Here is a 19,795-nt window from a genome sequence, read left to right on the forward strand (position 1 = left end):
GCCCGGGACGCTCCGCGTCCCTTTCGAGAGCTGGAACGCGGAGCGTCCCTTGAGGCATTCCCACGCGGAGCGTGGGAACGATCATCGCAATGCGTGGGAACGATCGACTTTCCAGGCATAAAAAAAGGCCACCCGAAGGTAGCCTTTAAAAACTAGAGAGGTTTTTACTTACACGGCCGCAACTGGACGCATGTAAGAGATCGGTGCAGTGCTGGCGTCTTCGAAAGTCACGACTTCCCAAGCATCTGTCTGCTCAATCAACTTGCGCAGCAGCTGGTTGTTCAATGCATGTCCGGACTTGAAGCCCTTGAACTCACCAATCAGGCTATTGCCCAGCAGGTAGAGGTCACCAATTGCATCGAGGATCTTGTGCTTCACGAATTCGTCTTCATAGCGAAGGCCGTCTTCGTTCAGTACGCCATCCGCGTCGACCACAATAGCGTTTTCAACGCTGCCGCCGAGTGCGAGGTTGTGCTTGCGCAGGTACTCGATATCACTCATGAAACCAAAGGTACGGGCGCGGCTGACTTCTTTTACAAACGAAGTGCTGGAAAAATCCACGCTTGCACTTTGTGTGCGGTTACGGAAAACCGGGTGATCGAAATCGATCTCGAAACTCACCTTGAAGCCTTCGAAAGGGACGAAAGTGGCGCGCTTGTCGCCGTCTTCCACTGTCACTTCCCGCAGGATCCGGATGAACTTCTTCGGTGCGTCCTGTTCTTCCAGGCCGGCCGATTGAATCAGGAATACGAAAGGTCCAGCGCTACCATCCATGATCGGAACTTCAGACGCGGAGAGCTCGACGTAGGCGTTATCGATGCCCAGGCCAGCCATGGCCGAGAGCAAGTGCTCCACCGTATCCACTTTGGTGTCACCACTGACCAATGTGGTCGACATCGTGGTTTCACCAACGTTTTCCGCGCGGGCAGGAATCTGCACCACAGGGTCGAGATCGGCACGAACAAACACAATGCCGGTGTCGATAGGTGCGGGCTTGAGGGTCAGGTATACCTTTTCCCCGGAGTGCAGGCCTACACCTGTAGCACGGATAATATTTTTCAGTGTGCGTTGTTTAATCATGGCTTGGGCCGCTTCAGCGCAAATTGCGAACTGGTATCAACAAAGGCTGGCGATGATAGCAGACCAGACCTTTGCTGAACACCAATCACCTTCATAGCCCTGATACATTCCATCAATCGGCCTGACGACGCAGGAAAGCCGGGATGTCCAGGTAGTCCAGATCATCTTGCGGATTCATCTTCGCGGCAGTCGCAGCACCGGCCTGAGCCTGGTTGCGCATGACGGTCGGACGATCCAGATCACGGTAGTTCACAGCAGGCGCTTCCTGACGCGAAGACGCTTGTTGCTGCGGCTGCGAAGCCACGGACGTGTGCATGGTGTTGTCGATGACCTTCACAGGCTTCTCGATTTTTGCGCCCAAACCAGTGGCTACTACTGTTACGTGCAGCTCGTCGCGCATGTCCGGATCGATAACGGTACCGACCTTGACCATCGCGTGCTCGGAAGCGAAAGCTTCGATGATGCTACCCACGTCGGAGTACTCACCCAGGGACAGGTCAGGACCGGCGGTGATGTTCACCAGGATGCCGCGTGCACCTTGCAGGTTCACGTCTTCCAGCAATGGGTTGCGAATGGCCGCTTCGGTGGCCTCACGTGCACGGTTCGGACCGCTGGCGCAGCCAGTGCCCATCATCGCCATGCCCATTTCGCTCATCACGGTACGCACGTCGGCAAAGTCGACGTTGATCATGCCCGGACGCTTGATGATGTCGGAGATACCGCGAACGGCACCGGCCAGTACATCGTCGGCCTTGGCGAATGCGGACAGCAGGCTTGCGTCCTTGCCAAGGATGGTCAGCAGCTTCTCGTTGGGAATGGTGATCAACGAGTCGACGCTTTCAGACAGCAGACGGATGCCTTCATCGGCGATCTGCATGCGCTTGCGACCTTCGAACGGGAAAGGACGAGTCACCACCGCAACGGTGAGAATCCCCATTTCCTTGGCCACTTCAGCAATGATCGGCGCAGCACCGGTACCGGTACCACCGCCCATGCCAGTGGTGATGAACACCATATTGGTGCCCTGCAGGACTTCGGCAATGCGCTCGCGATCTTCGAGAGCGGCCTGACGACCTACTTCAGGGTTGGCGCCAGCGCCGAGACCTTTGGTCACGCCGGTGCCCAGTTGCAGGATGGTCCGCGCGCCGATGCTTTTCAGCGCTTGGGCATCAGTGTTGGCGCAGATGAATTCAACGCCTTCAATGTTGCTCTTGACCATGTGGTTGACGGCGTTGCCGCCGCCTCCGCCAACACCGATAACTTTAATAACCGGGCTTGCGGGGATGTTGTCTACGAGTTCGAACATTTTCCCTCTCCTTTCATTTCTCTAGTTTTTTCGCCTACTGCGTTTTGCTGCTTTTACCGCTTGCCGCTTGAACCTTGTCGCTTGAATCTGCTTCGTTAGAAGTTGCCTTGTACCCAGCTCTTGATGCGATCGAGCAAGGCGGCTTTCGGTTCTTCATTGCTGTAGCTGTCGCGGCTGCTGATGCCCGAGAAGGAAATCCCGTCGGACTGCTTCTGCAGGCCGTACATCAACAGGCCAACGCCAGTGGAATAAATCGGGTTGCGGACCACGTCGTCCAGGCCCTTGACGCCATGCGGCACGCCCAGGCGCACCGGCATGTGGAAGATTTCTTCGGCCAGTTCGACTGCGCCTTCCATCTTCGACGTACCACCGGTCAGCACGATGCCGGCCGGGATCAGGTCTTCGTAGCCACTGCGACGCAGTTCGGCCTGGATCAGCGTGAACAGCTCGTCGTAACGCGGCTCGACCACTTCGGCCAGGGCCTGACGGGACAGCTCGCGCGGTGGACGGTCGCCGACACTTGGGACCTTGATGGTTTCACCGGCACCGGCCAGTTTGGCCAGGGCGCAGGCGTAGCGAATCTTGATTTCTTCGGCGTACTGGGTCGGAGTGCGCAACGCCATGGCGATGTCGTTGGTCACCTGGTCGCCCGCAATCGGGATCACTGCGGTGTGACGGATCGCGCCTTCAGTGAAGATCGCGATGTCGGTGGTGCCGCCACCGATGTCCACCAGGCACACGCCCAGCTCTTTCTCGTCGTCGGTCAGGACCGAGTAGGCCGAAGCCAGCTGCTCGAGAATGATGTCGTCGATTTCCAGGCCGCACCGACGCACGCATTTTTCAATGTTCTGTGCGGCGTTGACGGCGCAGGTGACCACGTGAACCTTGGCTTCCAGACGTACGCCCGACATGCCCAGAGGCTCACGAACGCCTTCCTGGTTATCGATCACGTAATCCTGCGGCAGGGTGTGCAGCACGCGCTGGTCTGCCGGGATCGCTACAGCCTGGGCGGCGTCGAGCACGCGCTCGAGGTCGGCGGAGCTGACTTCGCGATCACGAATCGCCACGATGCCGTGGGAGTTCAGGCTGCGGATGTGATTGCCGGCCACGCCGACGAACGCCGAGTGAATGCGGCAACCAGCCATCAGCTGCGCCTCTTCGATCGCGCGCTGGATCGATTGCACGGTGGACTCGATGTTCACCACCACGCCTTTCTTCAGGCCACGGGACGGATGGGTACCGATCCCGACGATTTCCAGCGTGCCGTCGTCCGAGACCTCGCCGACCAGCGCCACCACCTTGGAGGTGCCGATATCGAGACCGACGATCATTTTGCCGCTTTGCACGTTTGCCATGGTCCTGCCTCTTCTTAATTCTTCGCGACAGCGGGTTGGGCTGTCGTGGGCGCTACAGGTTCCCGCCAGCCAACAGCGAGGCCGTTGGCGTAGCGCAGATCGATGCGCGCAATGTTCGTAATCTGTTCTTTAAGCGTCTTGTCATAGATGGCAATGAAACGGCGCATCTTTTCCAGCAGGTTGCCGCGTCCCAGCAACAGTTCGATTCCCGGGCCCGCGCTGCCGGCGCCGGTGGTCAGGAACCAGCTACCTCGATCGCGCAATTCCAGGCGCGCAATCGAGAAGCCCAACGGCCTGAGCATCTGGCTCAGCACCTGGTATTGCTGCATCACTTGCTGTTGGGCCCGTTGTGGGCCGAACAGCTGTGGCAAATGTTCGTAGTTCGCCAGCTCGCGCGGGGTGAACGCCTGGCCCTGGTTGTTCAACAGCGATTCATCGCCCCAACGGGCCACCGGCAGTTGTTCTTCCAGGCGGATCACCACTTGATCCGGCCACACCCGACGCACTTCGGCGTGGGCAATCCATGGCATCGTTTCCAGCTCGGTACGCATGCTCGCCAGGTCGATGGTGAAGAAGCTCGACGCCACGTACGGGGCGATCCGTTGCTGTATTGCTTGCTGGCTGATGTAACTCAGGTCGCCCTGCACGTTGATCCTGGTGATCGGCCGGTCGGCGTACGGCAACAAACGCTGCGCGCCTTCGTAAGTACCGAAACCCAGTGCGACCAGCAGCACCGGCCAGAACAGGCTTTTCAGAAAACCGAAATTGGCTTTCGGCAGGCGCGCAGACATCGGCTCTTTGGCCACCATTCGGCTGGCACCTCGCGGTACCGGCTTGCGGCCGGTCGGTGCGGAGGGCTGATGTCTCAGCTGTGCGCCTTGCATGGTCTTAACCTCGCGGCTCAATGCTTGCGGCCAGAATCGCCAGAACCAGTTGCTGGAAATCCAGACCGGCAGCACGAGCCGCCATCGGCACCAGACTGTGATCGGTCATGCCCGGTGCGGTATTGACTTCCAGAAACCAGAACTGCCCGTCGGCGTCCTGCATCACGTCAGCCCTGCCCCAACCGGCGATACCCAGCGCCTCACAGGCTTTCGCCGTGAGGTCCATCAGTTCTTTTTCTTTGTTGCTGTCCAGGCCACACGGAATCCGATACTGGGTATCGCAAGCCACGTACTTGGCGTCGTAGTCGTAGAAGCTGTGCGTCGTGCCCAGGGCAATCGGTGGCAACACCTGGTCACGCAGGGTGGCGATGGTGAACTCCGGACCTTGAATCCATTGCTCGACCAACACTTGCGAATCGTAGGTACTGGCCGCTTTCCACGCGTCGATCAACTCCGACGCGGAGGTCACTTTGGCCATCCCGATACTTGAACCTTCATGGGCCGGTTTGACGATCAAAGGGAAGCCCAGTTCCGTCGCCGCCGAAATACAATCGGCCTCGCAGCTCAGTACGGCATGGCGTGGCGTCGGAATACCGAGGCTGTGCCAGACCTGTTTGGTCCGCAGCTTGTCCATGGCCAGCGCCGAAGCAAGAATGCCGCTGCCGGTGTACGGAATACCCAGGCATTCCAGCAGGCCCTGCATGCTGCCGTCTTCACCGCCACGACCGTGGAGAATGATGAAGGCGCGATCGATTTTTTCGTTCAGCAGGCGCTGCAACAGATCATCGCCCACGTCGAGACCGAACGCGTCCACACCGGCGCTTAGCAGCGCGTCGAGAACCGCGTTACCCGACTTGAGGGAAACCTCACGCTCGGCACTCTTGCCGCCGAAGAGCACGGCGACGCGGCCGAAATCTTTCGGCGCGACAGTGGAGACGAGGTTGGCGTAAGCAGCAGTCATTTCAACTTCCCCACACTCGGCGCAGCAACGGCGCCAGCGAACAACGGACTTTTCAACAGTTTTGGAGCAAGACCACCGATGTCACCGGCGCCCTGGCACAGCAGGATGTCGCCAGCACGCAGCAGCGGCTTGACCACCGGCGCGAGATCGACACCGCGCTCGATGTAGATCGGGTCGAGCTGACCGCGCTGACGGATGCTGTTGCACAACTTGCGGCTGTCGGCGCCCGGGATCGGTTCTTCACCGGCCGGGTAGACTTCCATCAGCAACAGGACGTTGGCGTCGGCCAATACATTGACGAAATCGTCGTACAGGTCACGGGTGCGGCTGTAACGGTGCGGCTGGTAGACCATCACCAGACGGCGTTCCGGCCAGCCACCGCGCACGGCTTTGATGACCGCGGCAACTTCGGTCGGGTGGTGACCGTAGTCGTCGACCAGCATCACGCTGCCACCGTCTACCGGCAGTTCGCCGTAGACCTGGAAGCGTCGACCGACACCCTGGAACCCGGACAGGCCCTGGACGATGGCTTCATCGCTGACGCCTTCATCGGTGGCGATGCAGATGGTTGCCAGTGCATTCAACACGTTGTGGTTGCCCGGCATGTTCACCGAGACATCCAGCGGATCGCGATCAGGACGCAGCACGGTGAAGAAGGTCTGCATGCCCTGCTGACGCACATTGATCGCACGCACATCGCAGTCGTCGCCGAAGCCATAAGTCACGGTCGGACGTTTTACCAACGGCAAGATTTCACGCACCACCGGATCGTCCAGGCACACCACCGCCAGACCGTAGAACGGCAGGTTGTGGAGGAACTCGACGAAGGTTTTTTTCAGTTTGTTGAAGTCACCGTCGTAGGTCGCCATGTGGTCGGCGTCGATATTGGTGACCACGGCCACCAGCGGTTGCAAGTGCAGGAAGCTGGCGTCGCTTTCGTCAGCTTCCGCGATCAGGTAACGACTGGTGCCCAGCTGGGCATTGGTGCCCGCGGCATTCAGACGGCCACCGATCACGAATGTCGGGTCCAGGCCACCGGCGGCGAACACCGAAGCGATCAGGCTGGTGGTGGTGGTTTTGCCATGGGTACCGGCGACGGCGATGCCGTGGCGGTAGCGCATCAGCTCAGCCAGCATTTCAGCGCGAGGCACCACCGGGATGCGGCGTTCCAGGGCAGTGGCGACTTCCGGGTTGGAGGTGTTCACGGCACTGGAGGTGACCAGTACGTCCGCGTTCGCGGCGTTCTCGGCGCGGTGGCCGATAAAGATCTGGGCGCCGAAGGACTCGAGACGCTCGGTCACCGGTGAAGCTTTCAGGTCGGAACCGGACACTTCATAGCCCAGGTTCAACAACACTTCGGCAATGCCGCACATGCCCACGCCGCCGATCCCGACGAAATGGATGCGACGGATGCGGCGCATTTCCGGTTGCGGCATGGCTTTCTGATTCTCAACCATGGGCCACCTCCAGGCAGGTATCGACCACGTTACGGGTTGCATCGGGTTTGGCCAGGCGGCGTGCCGCGGTAGCCATGTCGGTGAGTCGTTGTGGTTGCATCAGGACCTCTGTCAGGCGTGCGGCAAGATCCGCTGCGCCAGTCGTTCTTTGCGGCATCAGGAAGGCAGCGCCTTCACGGGCCAAATAATCGGCGTTGCGGGTCTGGTGATCGTCGATCGCGTGGGGCAAAGGCACCAGCATCGAGGGCAGACCGGCGGCGGCCAGTTCACTGATGGTCAACGCGCCTGCGCGGCACACCACCAGGTCGGCCCAGCCATAGGCTTGGGCCATGTCTTTGATGAAAGGCTGCACTTGCGCCTCGACGCCAGCCGCGCGATAGCGCTCTGCAGTCACTTCATCGTGGTTTTTGCCGGCCTGATGAAACACTTCCGGGCGCAGGTCGGGGGCGACTTGCGACAGGGCTTCAGGCAGCAACTTGTTCAACGGTTCTGCGCCCAGGCTTCCACCCAGGATCAGCAAACGCGCCTTGCGACCGGCCAGAGCCTGTCGCGGTGTTTCGAGGAACAGCTCGGTGCGCACCGGGTTACCGGTGGTCCGACGGCTGCCCGACAGAGTAAAGGTGTCGGGGAACGCTTCACAGACTCGGGCGGCCAACGGCACCAGCAACCGATTGGCGGTACCGGCCACGGCGTTCTGCTCGTGAACGATCACCGGCACACCAGCCAGTTTGGCGGCAACGCCACCGGGACCGGTCACATAACCGCCAAAGCCGACGACACACACCGGCCGCAGCTGACGAATGATCGCCCGTGCCTGCCAGATCGACTTGAGCAACATGAATGGGGCCTTGAGCAGGGACAATTTGCCCTTGCCACGCAATCCGCTGGCATTGATCCGATGCAGTTCGATGCCGGCCATCGGGACCAGTTCGTTCTCGATGCCACGCGGTGTCCCCAGCCAATGCACGGTGTAACCACGGGCCTGGAATTCGCGAGCACACGCCAGCGCCGGGAACACGTGGCCACCGGTGCCGCCCGCCATGATCAATACGTTAGCGCCCATGGGTCGGCTCCTCGGCGAAGTCACTCTCATGGAACTCCATCTCTTCGCTGCCCAAGTGGGTTCGACTTTCCCACTCGATGCGCAGCAACAAGCCGAGACAGGCACAGCAGATCACCAACGAGCTACCGCCGTAACTGAGAAACGGCAGGGTCAGACCCTTGGTTGGCAGCAGACCGACGTTCACCCCGATGTTGATCAGGAACTGACCAATCCATAGGAACGACAAGCCGTACGCGATGTAGGCGGCGAAAAACTGCTTGGCCTTCTCGGCCCAATAACCGATGTACATCCCGCGAATACAGACAAAGGCGAACAGCGCTACCGTGCACAAAGAACCGACGGCACCCAGTTCTTCGGCCAGGACCGAAAACACGAAGTCGGTGTGGGCTTCCGGCAGGTAGAACTGTTTCTGCACGCTGTTGCCCAGGCCAACGCCCAGCCATTCGCCGCGACCAAAAGCGATCAACGCTTGAGACAACTGATAACCGGCACCGAACTGGTCGGCCCACGGATCGGCAAAGTTGGTCAGGCGCGCCATTCGATACGGCTGCACTTGAATCAGCAACACCACCGCCCCGACCGCCAGGACAACCATCAGGGAAAAACGGAACAGCCCGACCCCGCCGAGGAACAGCATCGCCGCAGCAGCGCCCATCATCACGACAGTGGCGCCGAAGTCCGGCTCCATCAGCAACAGACCCGCCATTGGCAGCAGAACGATGAACGGCTTGAAGAAGCCCATCCAGCTTTCACGCACTTCTTTCTGGCGACGCACCAGGTAACCGGCCAAGTAAATAACGACAAATACCTTGGCGATTTCCGACGGCTGAACGTTGAAGAAACTGAAGCCGATCCAGCGCATCGAACCGTTCACTTCACGGCCGATCCCCGGGATGATCACCATCACCAGCAAACCGAACGCACCAATCAGCATCAGCCAGCCCAGGCGTTGCCAGGTGGCGATCGGAATCATCATGGTGACGATGCAGGCACCCAGGCCCAGCACCACGTAGATAAGGTGGCGAATCATGTAGTACAGCGCGCTGCCCGACTGCACCGCCGCCACTTCGGTCGATGCCGAGGCAATCATGACCAGCCCGAGGCCGATCAAGGCCAGGCAGCCGGCGAGCATAGGGAAGTCGAGGTCGATACCGCGCCCGGTGATGATCGGCGACGGGTAGGGCTTGATGATGTTCATCAGGCTCATGCCAGGTCCTCCACAGCGCGGACGAACTGGTGACCACGGTCTTCGTAATTCTTGAACATGTCGAAACTGGCGCAGGCCGGCGACAACAACACGGCGTCGCCCTTCTCTGCGATGGCGCGGCATTGCTCGACCGCTTCGATCAGCGAGTTGACGCGAATCAGTGGCACGGCATCGCCGATGGCTTGAGCAATCAGCTCGGCGTCACGCCCCATCAGCACCACGGCGCGGCAGTTGGCCGCCACCGGATCACGCAAGTCCTTGAACTCGGCACCCTTGCCATCGCCACCGGCGATCAGCACGAGTTTGCCGTCGATGTCCGCGCCCAGGCCTTCGATGGCCGCCAGTGCGGCACCGACGTTGGTGGCTTTGGAATCGTTGTAGTAGCTCACGCCATTCAGGTCACGGACCCACTGGCAGCGATGCTCGAGCCCGGCGAAGGTGCGCAGGCTCGCCAGCATCGCGTCGAACGGCAGGCCGACGGCGTGGCCCAGGGCCAATGCCGCCAAGGCGTTGGACTGGTTGTGGGCACCGCGAATTTTCAGCTCGCGCACTGGCATCAGGTTCTGGAATTCGAAGGCCAGGTACTTCTCGCCGTCTTCTTCGCGGATACCGAATGCCTTGAAATCAGGCTTGCTCAAACCGAAGGTCCAGCATGGCTGGCCTTCGCCAATCAGCGGACGGCTCAAGGCATCCTGACGGTTGACCACAAACTGCCTGGCACCCCGGAAGATCCGGTGCTTGGCCAGGTGATAAGCCGGCAGGCCGCTATAGCGGTCCATGTGGTCTTCGCTGACGTTGAGCACGGTCGCCACTTCGGCGTTTAGCTGATCGGTGGTCTCGAGCTGGAAGCTCGACAGTTCCATCACGTACAGCTCGACGTCGTCGCTGAGCAGGTCCAGCGCCGGCGTACCGAGGTTGCCACCGACGGCGACACGCTTGCCGGCCGCCGCAGCCATCTCGCCGACCAGTGTGGTGACGGTGCTTTTCGCGTTGGAACCGCTGATGGCGACGATCGGCGCCTTCGCGTTACGCGCGAACAACTCGATGTCACCGGACAATTTCACGCCACGGGCGGCGGCAGCCTGCAGGGCCGGGGTCGCCAGCGCCAGGCCGGGGCTCACGTAGAGCTCGTCGGCGCGGCACAGGAATTCGACGTCCAGCTCGCCACAACGCACTTCCACGTGCGGATAGTCACGCTTGAGCGTGGCCAGTTCCGGTGGATTTTCCCGCGTGTCGGCAACAGCAAACGACGTGCCCCGGTTCGCCAGGAAGCGAACCAGGGACATGCCGCTCTTGCCGAGGCCGACAACGATGCGGAAGTGGTCAGAAGCGATCAGAGACACTCGTTCTACCTCAGCTTCAGGGTGGCAAGGCCAACCAGTACGAGAATCACGGTGATGATCCAGAAACGGACGATCACACGCGGCTCGGGCCAGCCCTTGAGTTCAAAGTGGTGGTGAATCGGTGCCATGCGAAACACACGGCGACCGGTCAACTTGAAGGAGGCAACCTGGATCACGACGGACAGGGTCTCCATCACGAACACGCCGCCCATGATGAACAGAACGATTTCCTGACGGACGATCACCGCGATGGTGCCCAGTGCCGCGCCCAGCGCCAGTGCGCCGACGTCGCCCATGAACACCTGGGCCGGATACGTGTTGAACCAGAGGAATCCGAGGCCCGCGCCGATCAACGCGCCGCAGAACACAATCAACTCGCCTGCGCCCGGCACATATGGAATCAACAGGTATTCAGCGAATTTCACGTTACCCGACAGGTAGCAGAAGATCCCCAACCCGCCGCCGACCATTACGGTGGGCATGATCGCCAGACCGTCGAGGCCGTCGGTCAGGTTGACCGCGTTGCTCGAGCCAACGATCACGAAGTAAGTCAGGACAATGAAACCTATGCCCAGCGGAATGCTGTGGTCCTTGAGCATCGGCAGGATCAGGGTGGTTTCTACCGGTGTTGCCGCGGTCATATAAAGGAAGATCGCCGCGCCCAGGCCGAACACCGACTGCCAGAAGTACTTCCAGCGACTCGGAAGGCCACGGGAGTTCTTCTCGATCACTTTGCGGTAATCGTCGACCCAGCCGATCGCGCCGAACAGCAAAGTCACCAGCAGCACGGTCCACACGTAACGGTTGCTCAGGTCAGCCCACAGCAAAGTGCTGACGCCGATGGACGACAGAATCAGCGCGCCGCCCATGGTCGGGGTGCCGGACTTGGACAGGTGCGATTGCGGACCGTCGTTGCGAACGGATTGACCGATCTGACGATTCTGTAACGTGCGGATCATCCACGGGCCGTAGCACAGCGACAAAACCAACGCGGTCAGCACACCGAGAATCCCGCGCAGGGTCAGGTACTGAAAGACCGCGAAGCCTTTGTAGAACTGTTGCAGATACTCCGCTAGCAGCAGCAGCATTAATGTTTCTCCAGGCTGGTCCCGCACAAAGCGGCGACGATGTTTTCCATCGCGGCGCTGCGCGAGCCCTTGATCAAAATGGTGGTGTTTGTGTCTTGCTCGGCGCCCAGGGCCTCGATCAGTTCAGCCTGCGTGCTGAAGTGAAAGGCCTGCGGACCGAAAGCGTTCACGGCGTGAGCCATCATCGGCCCGACGGCGTAAAGCGCGGAAACCTTGCCGCGGGCGTACTCGCCCACATCGCGGTGCCCCTGCTCCGCCCAATCGCCCAACTCGCCGATATCCCCGAGCACCAGAACGGTGCGGCCGGAAAAGCCGGCGAGTATATCAACGGCGGCGCACATGGAGGTGGGGTTCGCGTTATACGTGTCATCAATTACGCGCATGCCATTGCTGGCCAGTTGCGCGACGGTGCGGCCCTTGACCGGTTGCACCGCGCCCAGACCGGTGGCGATGCCGAACAGCGACACGCCCAGTCCATGGGCGGCGGCGGCGGCGGCCATGGCATTGGCGACGTTATGGGTGCCGAGCAGGTTCAGTTGAACGCGCTCCATACCTTCAGGGCTGTGCAGGTTGAAAGCCGGACAACCGCGAGCGTCGCGGTCCAGATCGCTGGCGTAGAAATCGGCACTGACATTGCTCAGGGCGAAGGTCAGCACTTTGCGACCGGCAGCGCGGGTCTTCCAGATGTCGAACGCCTTGTCGTCAAGATTGAGAACGGCGACGCCATCGGCATCCAGCCCTTCAATAATCTCGCCCTTGGCTTCAACGATTTTTTCCGGCCCGCCGAACTCGCCGACGTGGGCGGTCCCGGCGTTGTTGAGCACGGCGACATGCGGCTTGGTCATGCCGACGGTGTAGGCAATTTCGCCAAGACGCGACGCACCCAGCTCAATCACCGCAGCGGTATGTTCCGGTGCAAGTTCGAGCAGGGTCAGCGGCACGCCGAGGTCATTGTTCAGGTTGCCACGGGTCGCCAACACCGGACCGCGCGTGCGCAGGATGCTGGCAAGCATTTCCTTGACCGTGGTCTTGCCGCTGGAACCGGTGATGGCCGCGACAGGATGGGTGTAAGCCGCACGGTTCAATGCACCGAGTTGCCCCAGCGCCTGACGCGTATCTTTGACCAGCAATTGCGGCAGTGCGCTGTCGGCGACTTCATGCTCGACCAACGCCGCCACGGCGCCTTTTGCGGCGACGTCATTGAGATAGTCGTGACCATCGAAACGCGGGCCGGCCAGGGCAATAAAGAGTTGGCCTGGCTTGATCGCACGGCTGTCGATGCTGACGCCGTCGAAGCTGGCATCGGCAGAAACCAGGCGGGCATTCAGCGCGCCGGTCAGTTCGCTCAGTTTCAAGGCTTTAAGCATGGGCCACCTCCCACGCGCTCAAGGCGTGATCGGCCTCGACCAGATCGGAGAAAGCATGACGCTGGCCGTTGATTTCCTGATAGTCCTCGTGACCTTTACCGGCCAGGACAATCACGTCATCCGCCGAAGCGTTGGCGATCAATTGGGCAATCGCCTGGCCACGGCCTGCGACGAAGGTGACTTTATCCACAGCGGTAAAACCGGCGCGGATGTCGTCGAAGATCACTGCCGGGTCTTCAGTGCGCGGGTTGTCATCGGTCACCAGCACGCCGTCAGCCAGACGCTCGACCACTTCAGCCATCAGCGGACGCTTGCCGCGATCGCGATCACCACCGCAACCGAACAGGCACAGCAAACGACCTTTGGCGTGAGGACGCAGGGCCATCAAGACTTTTTCCAGTGCATCCGGTGTATGAGCGTAATCGACCACCACCAGGGGCTGAGTACCGCCGCCGAGGCGCTGCATGCGTCCGGCCGGGCCTTCGAGTTTTGGCAGGACCTTGAGAATTTCGTCTAGCGCGTAGTCAAGACCCAGCAAGGCGCCGACCGCGGCCAGCACGTTGCTCAGGTTGAAGCGACCGAGCAAGGTGCTGCGCAGATGATGCTCACCCTGCGGCGTGACCAGCGTGGCGCGCACGCCCTCGTCATCGAACTGCGCTTCACGGCAATAAAGGTAGGCCCTGGAGTCTTCCAGGCTGTAGGTGATCAAGCGCGACTCACCATCATCAGCGGCCAGTCGGCGGCCGAAATCGTCGTCGAGGTTGACCACCCGGCACTTCAAATCATTCCAGGCAAACAACTTGGCCTTGGCTTCGCCGTAGGCTTGCATCGTGCCGTGGTAATCCAGGTGATCGCGGGACAGGTTGGTCATCACCGCCACATCGAAGGCCAGTGCGGTCACGCGCCCCTGATCCAGACCGTGGGAAGAAACTTCCATGGCGACGGCTTTGGCACCGGCCTTTTTCAGGTCGGCGAGGGTTGCCTGCACGGCGATCGGGTTCGGCGTGGTGTGCAAGCCGCTTTCGAGCGCGCCGTAAAAACCGGTACCCAACGTGCCGACGATGCCGCAGTGCTGGCCGAGCAAATCCAGGGCTTGTGCAACCAACTGCGTCACGCTGGTTTTGCCGTTGGTGCCGGTCACGCCGATCAGGTTCAGGTGACGACTAGGGTCACCGTAAAAACGCCCGGCAATGTCCGACAGCTGCGCCGCCAGGCCTTTGACCGGAATCAGCGGGACATCGGTAATCGGCAATACGGTCGCGCCTTCGACTTCATACGCCACAGCGGCAGCGCCGCGTTGCAGGGCGTCGGCAATGTGCGCGCGTCCGTCGAACTTGCCGCCAGGGACGGCGAGAAACAGATCGCCTGCCCGCACGTTGCGGCTGTCCAGGGTCAGTTCGCGGATCAACAGATCGCGGCCGGCGTGGGCGAAAATCTTGTTCAAGCTCAGAGACATCAGCCTCGCCCTCCATTGGCTTTCAGCGGAACGACCGGTGCTGCGTTCGCTTGTTGAGTAGGTGTCAGGTTGTCCGGGGTGATGTTCATCAGGCGCAAGGTCCCGGACATCACTTTGCTGAACACCGGGGCCGATACCAGACCACCGAAGTAACCGGCCTTGGACGGTTCATCGATCACCACCACGATGGCATAGCGCGGATCACTCATCGGGCCGAAGCCGGCGAACAGCGAGCGGTAGGAATTCTCGGCGTAGCCTTTGGTGCCGACCGACGTCTTGCGCGCGGTACCCGACTTGCCGCCCACGTGATACGCCGGCACTTGCGCACGGAATACACCGCGCGGGGCTTCGATCACTTGTTGCAGCATGGTTTGCATGGTCTTCGCGACAGCTTCCGGCAATACCTGTGTGGTTTGCGGTGCCTTGTCGGTTTTGATCAGGGTCAGCGGCGCGAGGCGACCGTTGTTGGCCAGGGCCGAGAAAGCGTGGACCAACTGGATCGCGGTCACGGAGATACCGTAGCCGTACGACAGCGTGGCGGTTTCAGCCTTGCGCCATTCGCGGTAGTTCGGCAGGTTGCCGACGCGCTCGCCCGGGAAGCCGAGGCCGGTGTCCTGGCCGAGGCCGACTTTTTGCGCCAGGCGGAAAATCGTTTCGCCGCCGATATCGAACGCGACTTTACTCATGCCGACGTTACTGGAGTTGATCATGATGCCGGTGAGGTCGAGCACCGGGCCTTCGGATTTGGAGACGTCCTTGATGGTGTATTTACCAATCTGCAAGGTGCCCGGATAAACCTCGACGGTATCGGTCGGCTTCCAGCGCCCGGTTTCAATCGCGGCGCTCATGGAGATCGCTTTCATGGTCGAACCCGGTTCGAACACGTCGATCATCGCGCGGTTACGCATCATCGCCGGTTGCAGGTTGCGACGGTTGTTCGGGTTGTAGGTCGGCTGGTTGACCATGGCGAGGATCTCGCCGCTCTTCACGTCCATGATCACCAGACTGCCGGCCTTGGCGCCGTTCTCGATGATTGCATTACGCAGCTCACGGTTGGCCAGGTATTGCAGACGCAGGTCAATGGACAACGCCAAGGGCTTTCCGGCCTTGGCGTTTTTGGTGACCTGAACATCCTTGATAAGTCGGCCACGCCGATCCTTGATCACCTGCCGCTTGCCTGGAACCCCGGCCAGCCATTCGTCGTAGGCCAGCTCGACGCCTTCACGACCGTGGTCATCGATGTCGGTAAAACCGACCATATGGGCAGTGACTTCACCGGCCGGGTAGAAACGGCGGAATTCTTCGATGCCATAAACGCCCGGCACTTTCAGATCGAGCACGGACTGGCCTTGCTCGGGGGTCAGCCCGCGCACCAGGTAAATGAATTCTTTGTTGGCCTGGGCTTCGAGACGTTCGGCCAGGGCTTTCGGGTCCTGCCCCAAGGCAGCCGCCAGTGCAGGCCACTTCTCTTTGGCCGTTTGCATTTCCTTGGCATTGGCCCAAAGGGTGGTGACCGGGGTACTCACGGCCAAAGGCTCGCCGTTACGGTCGGTGATCAGACCACGGTGAGCCGGAATCGGAATATGACGAACGCTGCGCGCATCGCCCTGACCTTTAAGAAAGGCACGGTCGACCACCTGCAGATCGATAATGCGCCAGGCAATCGCCGCGACCATGACGCCGAGCAAACCCAGTACCAGGCGGAACCGCCATGGAAAGAGAGCGCCCTCGAGTTTCATCATGGCGCCACCATCTGCACTTCAGCGGCGCCAGGAATGCGCATCTTCAGTTGCTCGGTCGCCAGGACTTCGATACGGCTGTGGGCGGTCCAGGTGCTCTGTTCGAGAATCAAACGGCCCCACTCCGCTTGCGCCTTGTCGCGCACGCTCAACTCGTTGTACAGGGAGTTCAACAGTTGACGGTTCCAGTGGGCGCTATAGGAAACGCCGATGGCCGACACGAGCACGCCAATAAACAGCAGAAACATGAAAAAGCTTCCGCCGGGAAGTGGCTTGGCGAAAAGCTTGCTCACCGCAGCTTCTCCGCGACGCGCATGACGGCGCTACGGGAACGTGGGTTGGCTTTGAGTTCGGCCTCGGAGGCGGACTGCGCTTTGCCATGGATTTTGATTATTGGTTCGAAGGCGACGTGACGGACCGGCAGATTACGCGGCAGGTTGTCGGCTTCGCCTTTCACCAGTTTGCGCATGAACAGCTTGACGATGCGGTCTTCCAGCGAGTGGAAGCTGATGACCACCAGGCGGCCACCGACTTCCAGGCATTCCAGTGCGGCTTCGAGGCCGGCTTCCAGATCACCCAGTTCGTTGTTGACGTGAATACGCAAGCCCTGGAACGCACGGGTCGCCGGGTTCTTGCCCTTTTCCCATGCAGGGTTGGCGACTTTCAGGACTTCAGCCAGATCGGCAGTGCGCTCGAACGGCTTGATGTCGCGACGCTCGGCCACGGCACGGGCCATGCGGCCGGAAAAACGCTCTTCGCCGTATTGCTTGAATACACGGGCGATTTCTTCCACCGGGGCGGTGTTGACGAATTCGGCAGCGCTGATCCCGCGGGACGGATCCATGCGCATGTCCAGCGGGCCATCGTTGAGGAAACTGAAGCCGCGTTCAGGGTCATCGAGCTGCGGCGAGGACACGCCGAGGTCGAGCAAAACGCCGCTGACCTTGCCGGCCAGACCACGTTCGGCGACTTCCGAACCGAGCTCGGCAAAGCTGCGCTGCACAACGACAAAGCGGCCGTCTTCGGCCGCTAGCGTTTGCCCGGTGGCAATCGCTTGAGGATCCTTGTCGAACCCGAGTACCCGACCCTCGGGGCCGAGCTGACTGAGGATCAACCGGCTGTGTCCGCCGCGCCCGAACGTACCGTCCAGATAGCAGCCATCAGGACGTACGGCGAGAGCCTCCACGGCTTCGTCGAGCAGTACGGTGATGTGGTTAAAGCCGCTATCAATAGTCACAGGATCAAATCACGCAGTTCATCAGGCATGGCGCCCGGTTGTTGAATGGCAGCCAGGTCAGCGGCAGAAACCGCATCCCAGGCATCCTCGTCCCACAATTGGAACTTGTTCAGTTGGCCTACCAACATCGCGCGCTTATCCAACTTGGCATATTCACGAAGACGCGGCGGAACCAGAAAACGACCACTGCCATCGAGCTCGAGGTCGACGGCATTACCAATCAGTAAACGTTGCAGGCGGCGGTTCTCTTCGCGAAGCGAAGGCAGTGCGCGCAGTTTGGTTTCAATAATTTCCCACTCATCGAGGGGGTAAACACACAAACACGGATCAACGGCATCAATTGTGACGATTAACTGACCGGAACTACGCGAAACGAGCTCGTCACGGTACCGGCTCGGCATAGCGAGACGGCCCTTTGCATCGAGACTGATAGCGTTAGCTCCGCGAAACACGTCAGCGTTTCTCCAAATATTAGCGTTTTGAGCTCAAAAAACCCACTTCATGCCACTTTCCGCCACTTGCGCACACTATAGGAATGCGGCCACCGCACCGTCAAGGCGCGGATTAAAGGAAAACCCTTACAGAACTGAGATTTAGGAGCGTAAAAGGAGGGGTAGCGAGAATTTGGCGCATCATCTTGCTCAATAACTTGAATCAGCACTGAAAGCTGCGTTCGAAAGTTAAAGTAGTTTGTTAAGAGTAAGATTTTTTCGGTATTAGGAAAGTGCTTCTGCTGTTGATTCTGTAAGGAGGGAAAAAGCTACTACAGGCGCCCTGCTCAATGATTAAAGCAGGGAGGGGAAAAAGGTGGAGAGTCGATCTGTAAGCCGGGTTCTGTCTTGAACAGTCATTCGTCTACGATGGCCATCACTGGACATCTTTAGCAACCTACCCGGTCCCAGCGCGGGCCACGCCTTGGGACCCTATTTGGTCTTGCTCCAAGTGGGGTTTACCTAAGCCACGAACTGTTGCCAGTCGTGCGGTGCGCTCTTACCGCACCTTTTCACCCTTACCGGCGCCGAAGCGCTTAGGCGGTTATTTTCTGTGGCACTTTCCGTAGGCTCACGCCTCCCAGGCATTACCTGGCACTTCGCCCTATGGAGCCCGGACTTTCCTCCCCCCCCTAATTTTCATAGAGGGCAGCGACTGTCCGATCGACTCTCCGCGGCGAAGATTAACGGCAGAGCGGCCGAAGGACAAGCGCTAAACGCCTTGGACTGCGCCTGCACGTCGGTTTCTATTCGCCCTTCTGCTTATCCAGCGCGACCTGATAGAGCACATTCTTGCGCTCGCCGGTAATTTGCGCCGCCAACGCTGCGGCTCGCTTGAGCGGCATTTCTTCAAGCAACAGATTCAGAATGCGCATGGCTTCACTGCTGACGGCATCCTCGGTCTCGGGGGCAGACCAACCCGCCACCAGCACCACGCATTCACCACGCTGCTGATTGCTGTCTGATTCGACGAACTCGCGCAACTCAGCCAATGGCAAACCTTTAAGGGTTTCGAACGTCTTGGTCAGCTCACGCGCCAGCAACGCCGGACGTTCGCCACCAAACACCAACTCCATGTCTTGAAGGCACTCAAGGATCCGGTGCGGGGCTTCATAAAAAATCAGCGTGCGCGGCTCTTCCTTTACCAACTCAAGACGGGCGCGCCGACCGACAGCCTTGGCCGGCAGAAAGCCTTCGAAAATGAAACGGTCCGACGGCAAACCCGCCGCCGACAACGCCGCGATCAACGCACAGGCCCCCGGAACCGGCACCACATTGATACCCGCAGCACGAGCCTGACGCACGAGGTGATAACCCGGATCGGAAATCAACGGCGTGCCGGCATCTGAAATCAGTGCCACATCGTCGCCGGCAAGCAAACGAGTGATAAAGCGGCTACCTTCATCCCGCTCATTGTGTTCATGGCAGGCCGCCAGCGGTGTAGGAATGCCGAAATGCTGCATCAATCGCTGGGAGTGACGGGTATCTTCGGCGGCGATCAGGGCGACGTCGCGCAGGATTTTCAGCGCACGCGCACTGATGTCGTCCAGGTTGCCGATGGGCGTCGCCACCACATAAAGCGAGCCAGCAGCGGAATTCAAAGCACCTGGAGCAGTCAAAGCGCACACCTCATTATCGGTAAAAGCCGCCATTGTAGCGCGTCGCGACGCTCGCGATACGCGCAAGCAACCCTCGGTTTTGCAGCCTTTTGTGCAGTGCCGCAACATTTGCACGAGCTAAATTGATCGATTCACACCAGTA

17 protein-coding genes and 1 other RNA gene are annotated in these 19,795 nt (G+C 60.1%); all 18 read right to left on the minus strand.

The annotated features are described in order from the left end of the window. Window positions 1-168: 168 nt before the first annotated feature. Window positions 169-1,080 carry a UDP-3-O-acyl-N-acetylglucosamine deacetylase gene (gene lpxC / locus BLW70_RS28990; protein WP_008147525.1) on the minus strand — a complete coding sequence of 304 codons (912 nt, stop codon included), beginning with the start codon at window positions 1,078-1,080 and terminating at the stop codon, window positions 169-171. 112 nt (window positions 1,081-1,192) lie between these two features. After that, a complete protein-coding gene (gene ftsZ / locus BLW70_RS28995) occupies window positions 1,193-2,386 on the minus strand; it encodes a cell division protein FtsZ (RefSeq protein WP_074880059.1) in 1,194 nt (397 codons plus the stop codon). Between the two features lie 95 nt (window positions 2,387-2,481). Then, window positions 2,482-3,741, minus strand: coding sequence for a cell division protein FtsA (ftsA, locus tag BLW70_RS29000; protein ID WP_008147519.1), 1,260 nt, complete (start codon window positions 3,739-3,741; stop codon window positions 2,482-2,484). Window positions 3,742-3,755: 14 nt separating this feature from the next. Beyond that, complete coding sequence (locus tag BLW70_RS29005) at window positions 3,756-4,625, minus strand: cell division protein FtsQ/DivIB (protein WP_074880062.1); 870 nt, start codon at window positions 4,623-4,625, stop codon at window positions 3,756-3,758. Window positions 4,626-4,629: 4 nt separating this feature from the next. Further along, window positions 4,630-5,586, minus strand: a complete 957-nt coding sequence (locus BLW70_RS29010; protein WP_074880065.1) for a D-alanine--D-alanine ligase — start codon at window positions 5,584-5,586, stop codon at window positions 4,630-4,632. After that, complete coding sequence (murC, locus tag BLW70_RS29015; RefSeq protein WP_074880068.1) at window positions 5,583-7,043, minus strand: UDP-N-acetylmuramate--L-alanine ligase; 1,461 nt, start codon at window positions 7,041-7,043, stop codon at window positions 5,583-5,585. Before murC ends, BLW70_RS29010 begins: the two co-directional genes overlap by 4 nt. Further along, window positions 7,036-8,106, minus strand: a complete 1,071-nt coding sequence (murG, locus tag BLW70_RS29020) for an undecaprenyldiphospho-muramoylpentapeptide beta-N-acetylglucosaminyltransferase (RefSeq protein ID WP_074880071.1) — start codon at window positions 8,104-8,106, stop codon at window positions 7,036-7,038. The genes murC and murG overlap by 8 nt, the downstream gene beginning before the upstream one ends. Then, window positions 8,096-9,313, minus strand: coding sequence for a putative lipid II flippase FtsW (gene ftsW, locus BLW70_RS29025; protein ID WP_074880076.1), 1,218 nt, complete (start codon window positions 9,311-9,313; stop codon window positions 8,096-8,098). Before ftsW ends, murG begins: the two co-directional genes overlap by 11 nt. Further along, complete coding sequence (gene murD / locus BLW70_RS29030) at window positions 9,310-10,656, minus strand: UDP-N-acetylmuramoyl-L-alanine--D-glutamate ligase (protein WP_074880081.1); 1,347 nt, start codon at window positions 10,654-10,656, stop codon at window positions 9,310-9,312. Before murD ends, ftsW begins: the two co-directional genes overlap by 4 nt. 5 nt (window positions 10,657-10,661) lie before the next feature. Continuing rightward, on the minus strand, window positions 10,662-11,744 hold the full coding sequence (mraY, locus tag BLW70_RS29035; protein ID WP_008147501.1) for a phospho-N-acetylmuramoyl-pentapeptide-transferase: 1,083 nt from the start codon (window positions 11,742-11,744) through the stop codon (window positions 10,662-10,664). Continuing rightward, a complete protein-coding gene (locus tag BLW70_RS29040; RefSeq protein ID WP_074880084.1) occupies window positions 11,744-13,111 on the minus strand; it encodes a UDP-N-acetylmuramoyl-tripeptide--D-alanyl-D-alanine ligase in 1,368 nt (455 codons plus the stop codon). The genes mraY and BLW70_RS29040 overlap by 1 nt, the downstream gene beginning before the upstream one ends. Continuing rightward, a complete protein-coding gene (locus BLW70_RS29045; RefSeq protein WP_074880086.1) occupies window positions 13,104-14,567 on the minus strand; it encodes a UDP-N-acetylmuramoyl-L-alanyl-D-glutamate--2,6-diaminopimelate ligase in 1,464 nt (487 codons plus the stop codon). Before BLW70_RS29045 ends, BLW70_RS29040 begins: the two co-directional genes overlap by 8 nt. After that, entirely contained in the window at window positions 14,567-16,306 is a 1,740-nt protein-coding gene (locus tag BLW70_RS29050; protein WP_173860459.1) for a peptidoglycan D,D-transpeptidase FtsI family protein, read from the minus strand. The genes BLW70_RS29045 and BLW70_RS29050 overlap by 1 nt, the downstream gene beginning before the upstream one ends. After that, a complete protein-coding gene (ftsL, locus tag BLW70_RS29055; RefSeq protein WP_033053422.1) occupies window positions 16,306-16,599 on the minus strand; it encodes a cell division protein FtsL in 294 nt (97 codons plus the stop codon). The genes BLW70_RS29050 and ftsL overlap by 1 nt, the downstream gene beginning before the upstream one ends. After that, entirely contained in the window at window positions 16,596-17,543 is a 948-nt protein-coding gene (gene rsmH / locus BLW70_RS29060; protein WP_074880092.1) for a 16S rRNA (cytosine(1402)-N(4))-methyltransferase RsmH, read from the minus strand. The genes ftsL and rsmH overlap by 4 nt, the downstream gene beginning before the upstream one ends. After that, window positions 17,540-17,995, minus strand: a complete 456-nt coding sequence (gene mraZ / locus BLW70_RS29065) for a division/cell wall cluster transcriptional repressor MraZ (RefSeq protein WP_008147486.1) — start codon at window positions 17,993-17,995, stop codon at window positions 17,540-17,542. Before mraZ ends, rsmH begins: the two co-directional genes overlap by 4 nt. 355 nt (window positions 17,996-18,350) lie before the next feature. Beyond that, window positions 18,351-18,705, minus strand: an RNA gene (gene rnpB / locus BLW70_RS29070) — RNase P RNA component class A. Between the two features lie 75 nt (window positions 18,706-18,780). Further along, complete coding sequence (rsmI, locus tag BLW70_RS29075) at window positions 18,781-19,686, minus strand: 16S rRNA (cytidine(1402)-2'-O)-methyltransferase (RefSeq protein ID WP_162493963.1); 906 nt, start codon at window positions 19,684-19,686, stop codon at window positions 18,781-18,783. Between the last annotated feature and the right edge of the window lie 109 nt (window positions 19,687-19,795).

Origin of the sequence: Pseudomonas frederiksbergensis (assembly GCF_900105495.1) — a bacterium.
Lineage (GTDB): Bacteria > Pseudomonadota > Gammaproteobacteria > Pseudomonadales > Pseudomonadaceae > Aquipseudomonas > Aquipseudomonas frederiksbergensis.

Bases quoted from the DNA above. Each gene is read 5' to 3' on its own strand.
- lpxC (WP_008147525.1), bottom strand. From the start codon at position 1,080: ATGATTAAACAACGCACACTGAAAAATATTATCCGTGCTACAGGTGTA.
- ftsZ (WP_074880059.1), bottom strand. From the start codon at position 2,386: ATGTTCGAACTCGTAGACAACATCCCCGCAAGCCCGGTTATTAAAGTT.
- ftsA (WP_008147519.1), bottom strand. From the start codon at position 3,741: ATGGCAAACGTGCAAAGCGGCAAAATGATCGTCGGTCTCGATATCGGC.
- BLW70_RS29005 (WP_074880062.1), bottom strand. From the start codon at position 4,625: ATGCAAGGCGCACAGCTGAGACATCAGCCCTCCGCACCGACCGGCCGC.
- BLW70_RS29010 (WP_074880065.1), bottom strand. From the start codon at position 5,586: ATGACTGCTGCTTACGCCAACCTCGTCTCCACTGTCGCGCCGAAAGAT.
- murC (WP_074880068.1), bottom strand. From the start codon at position 7,043: ATGGTTGAGAATCAGAAAGCCATGCCGCAACCGGAAATGCGCCGCATC.
- murG (WP_074880071.1), bottom strand. From the start codon at position 8,106: ATGGGCGCTAACGTATTGATCATGGCGGGCGGCACCGGTGGCCACGTG.
- ftsW (WP_074880076.1), bottom strand. From the start codon at position 9,313: ATGAGCCTGATGAACATCATCAAGCCCTACCCGTCGCCGATCATCACC.
- mraY (WP_008147501.1), bottom strand. From the start codon at position 11,744: ATGCTGCTGCTGCTAGCGGAGTATCTGCAACAGTTCTACAAAGGCTTC.
- BLW70_RS29040 (WP_074880084.1), bottom strand. From the start codon at position 13,111: ATGCTTAAAGCCTTGAAACTGAGCGAACTGACCGGCGCGCTGAATGCC.
- BLW70_RS29045 (WP_074880086.1), bottom strand. From the start codon at position 14,567: ATGTCTCTGAGCTTGAACAAGATTTTCGCCCACGCCGGCCGCGATCTG.
- BLW70_RS29050 (WP_173860459.1), bottom strand. From the start codon at position 16,306: ATGAAACTCGAGGGCGCTCTCTTTCCATGGCGGTTCCGCCTGGTACTG.
- rsmI (WP_162493963.1), bottom strand. From the start codon at position 19,686: ATGGCGGCTTTTACCGATAATGAGGTGTGCGCTTTGACTGCTCCAGGT.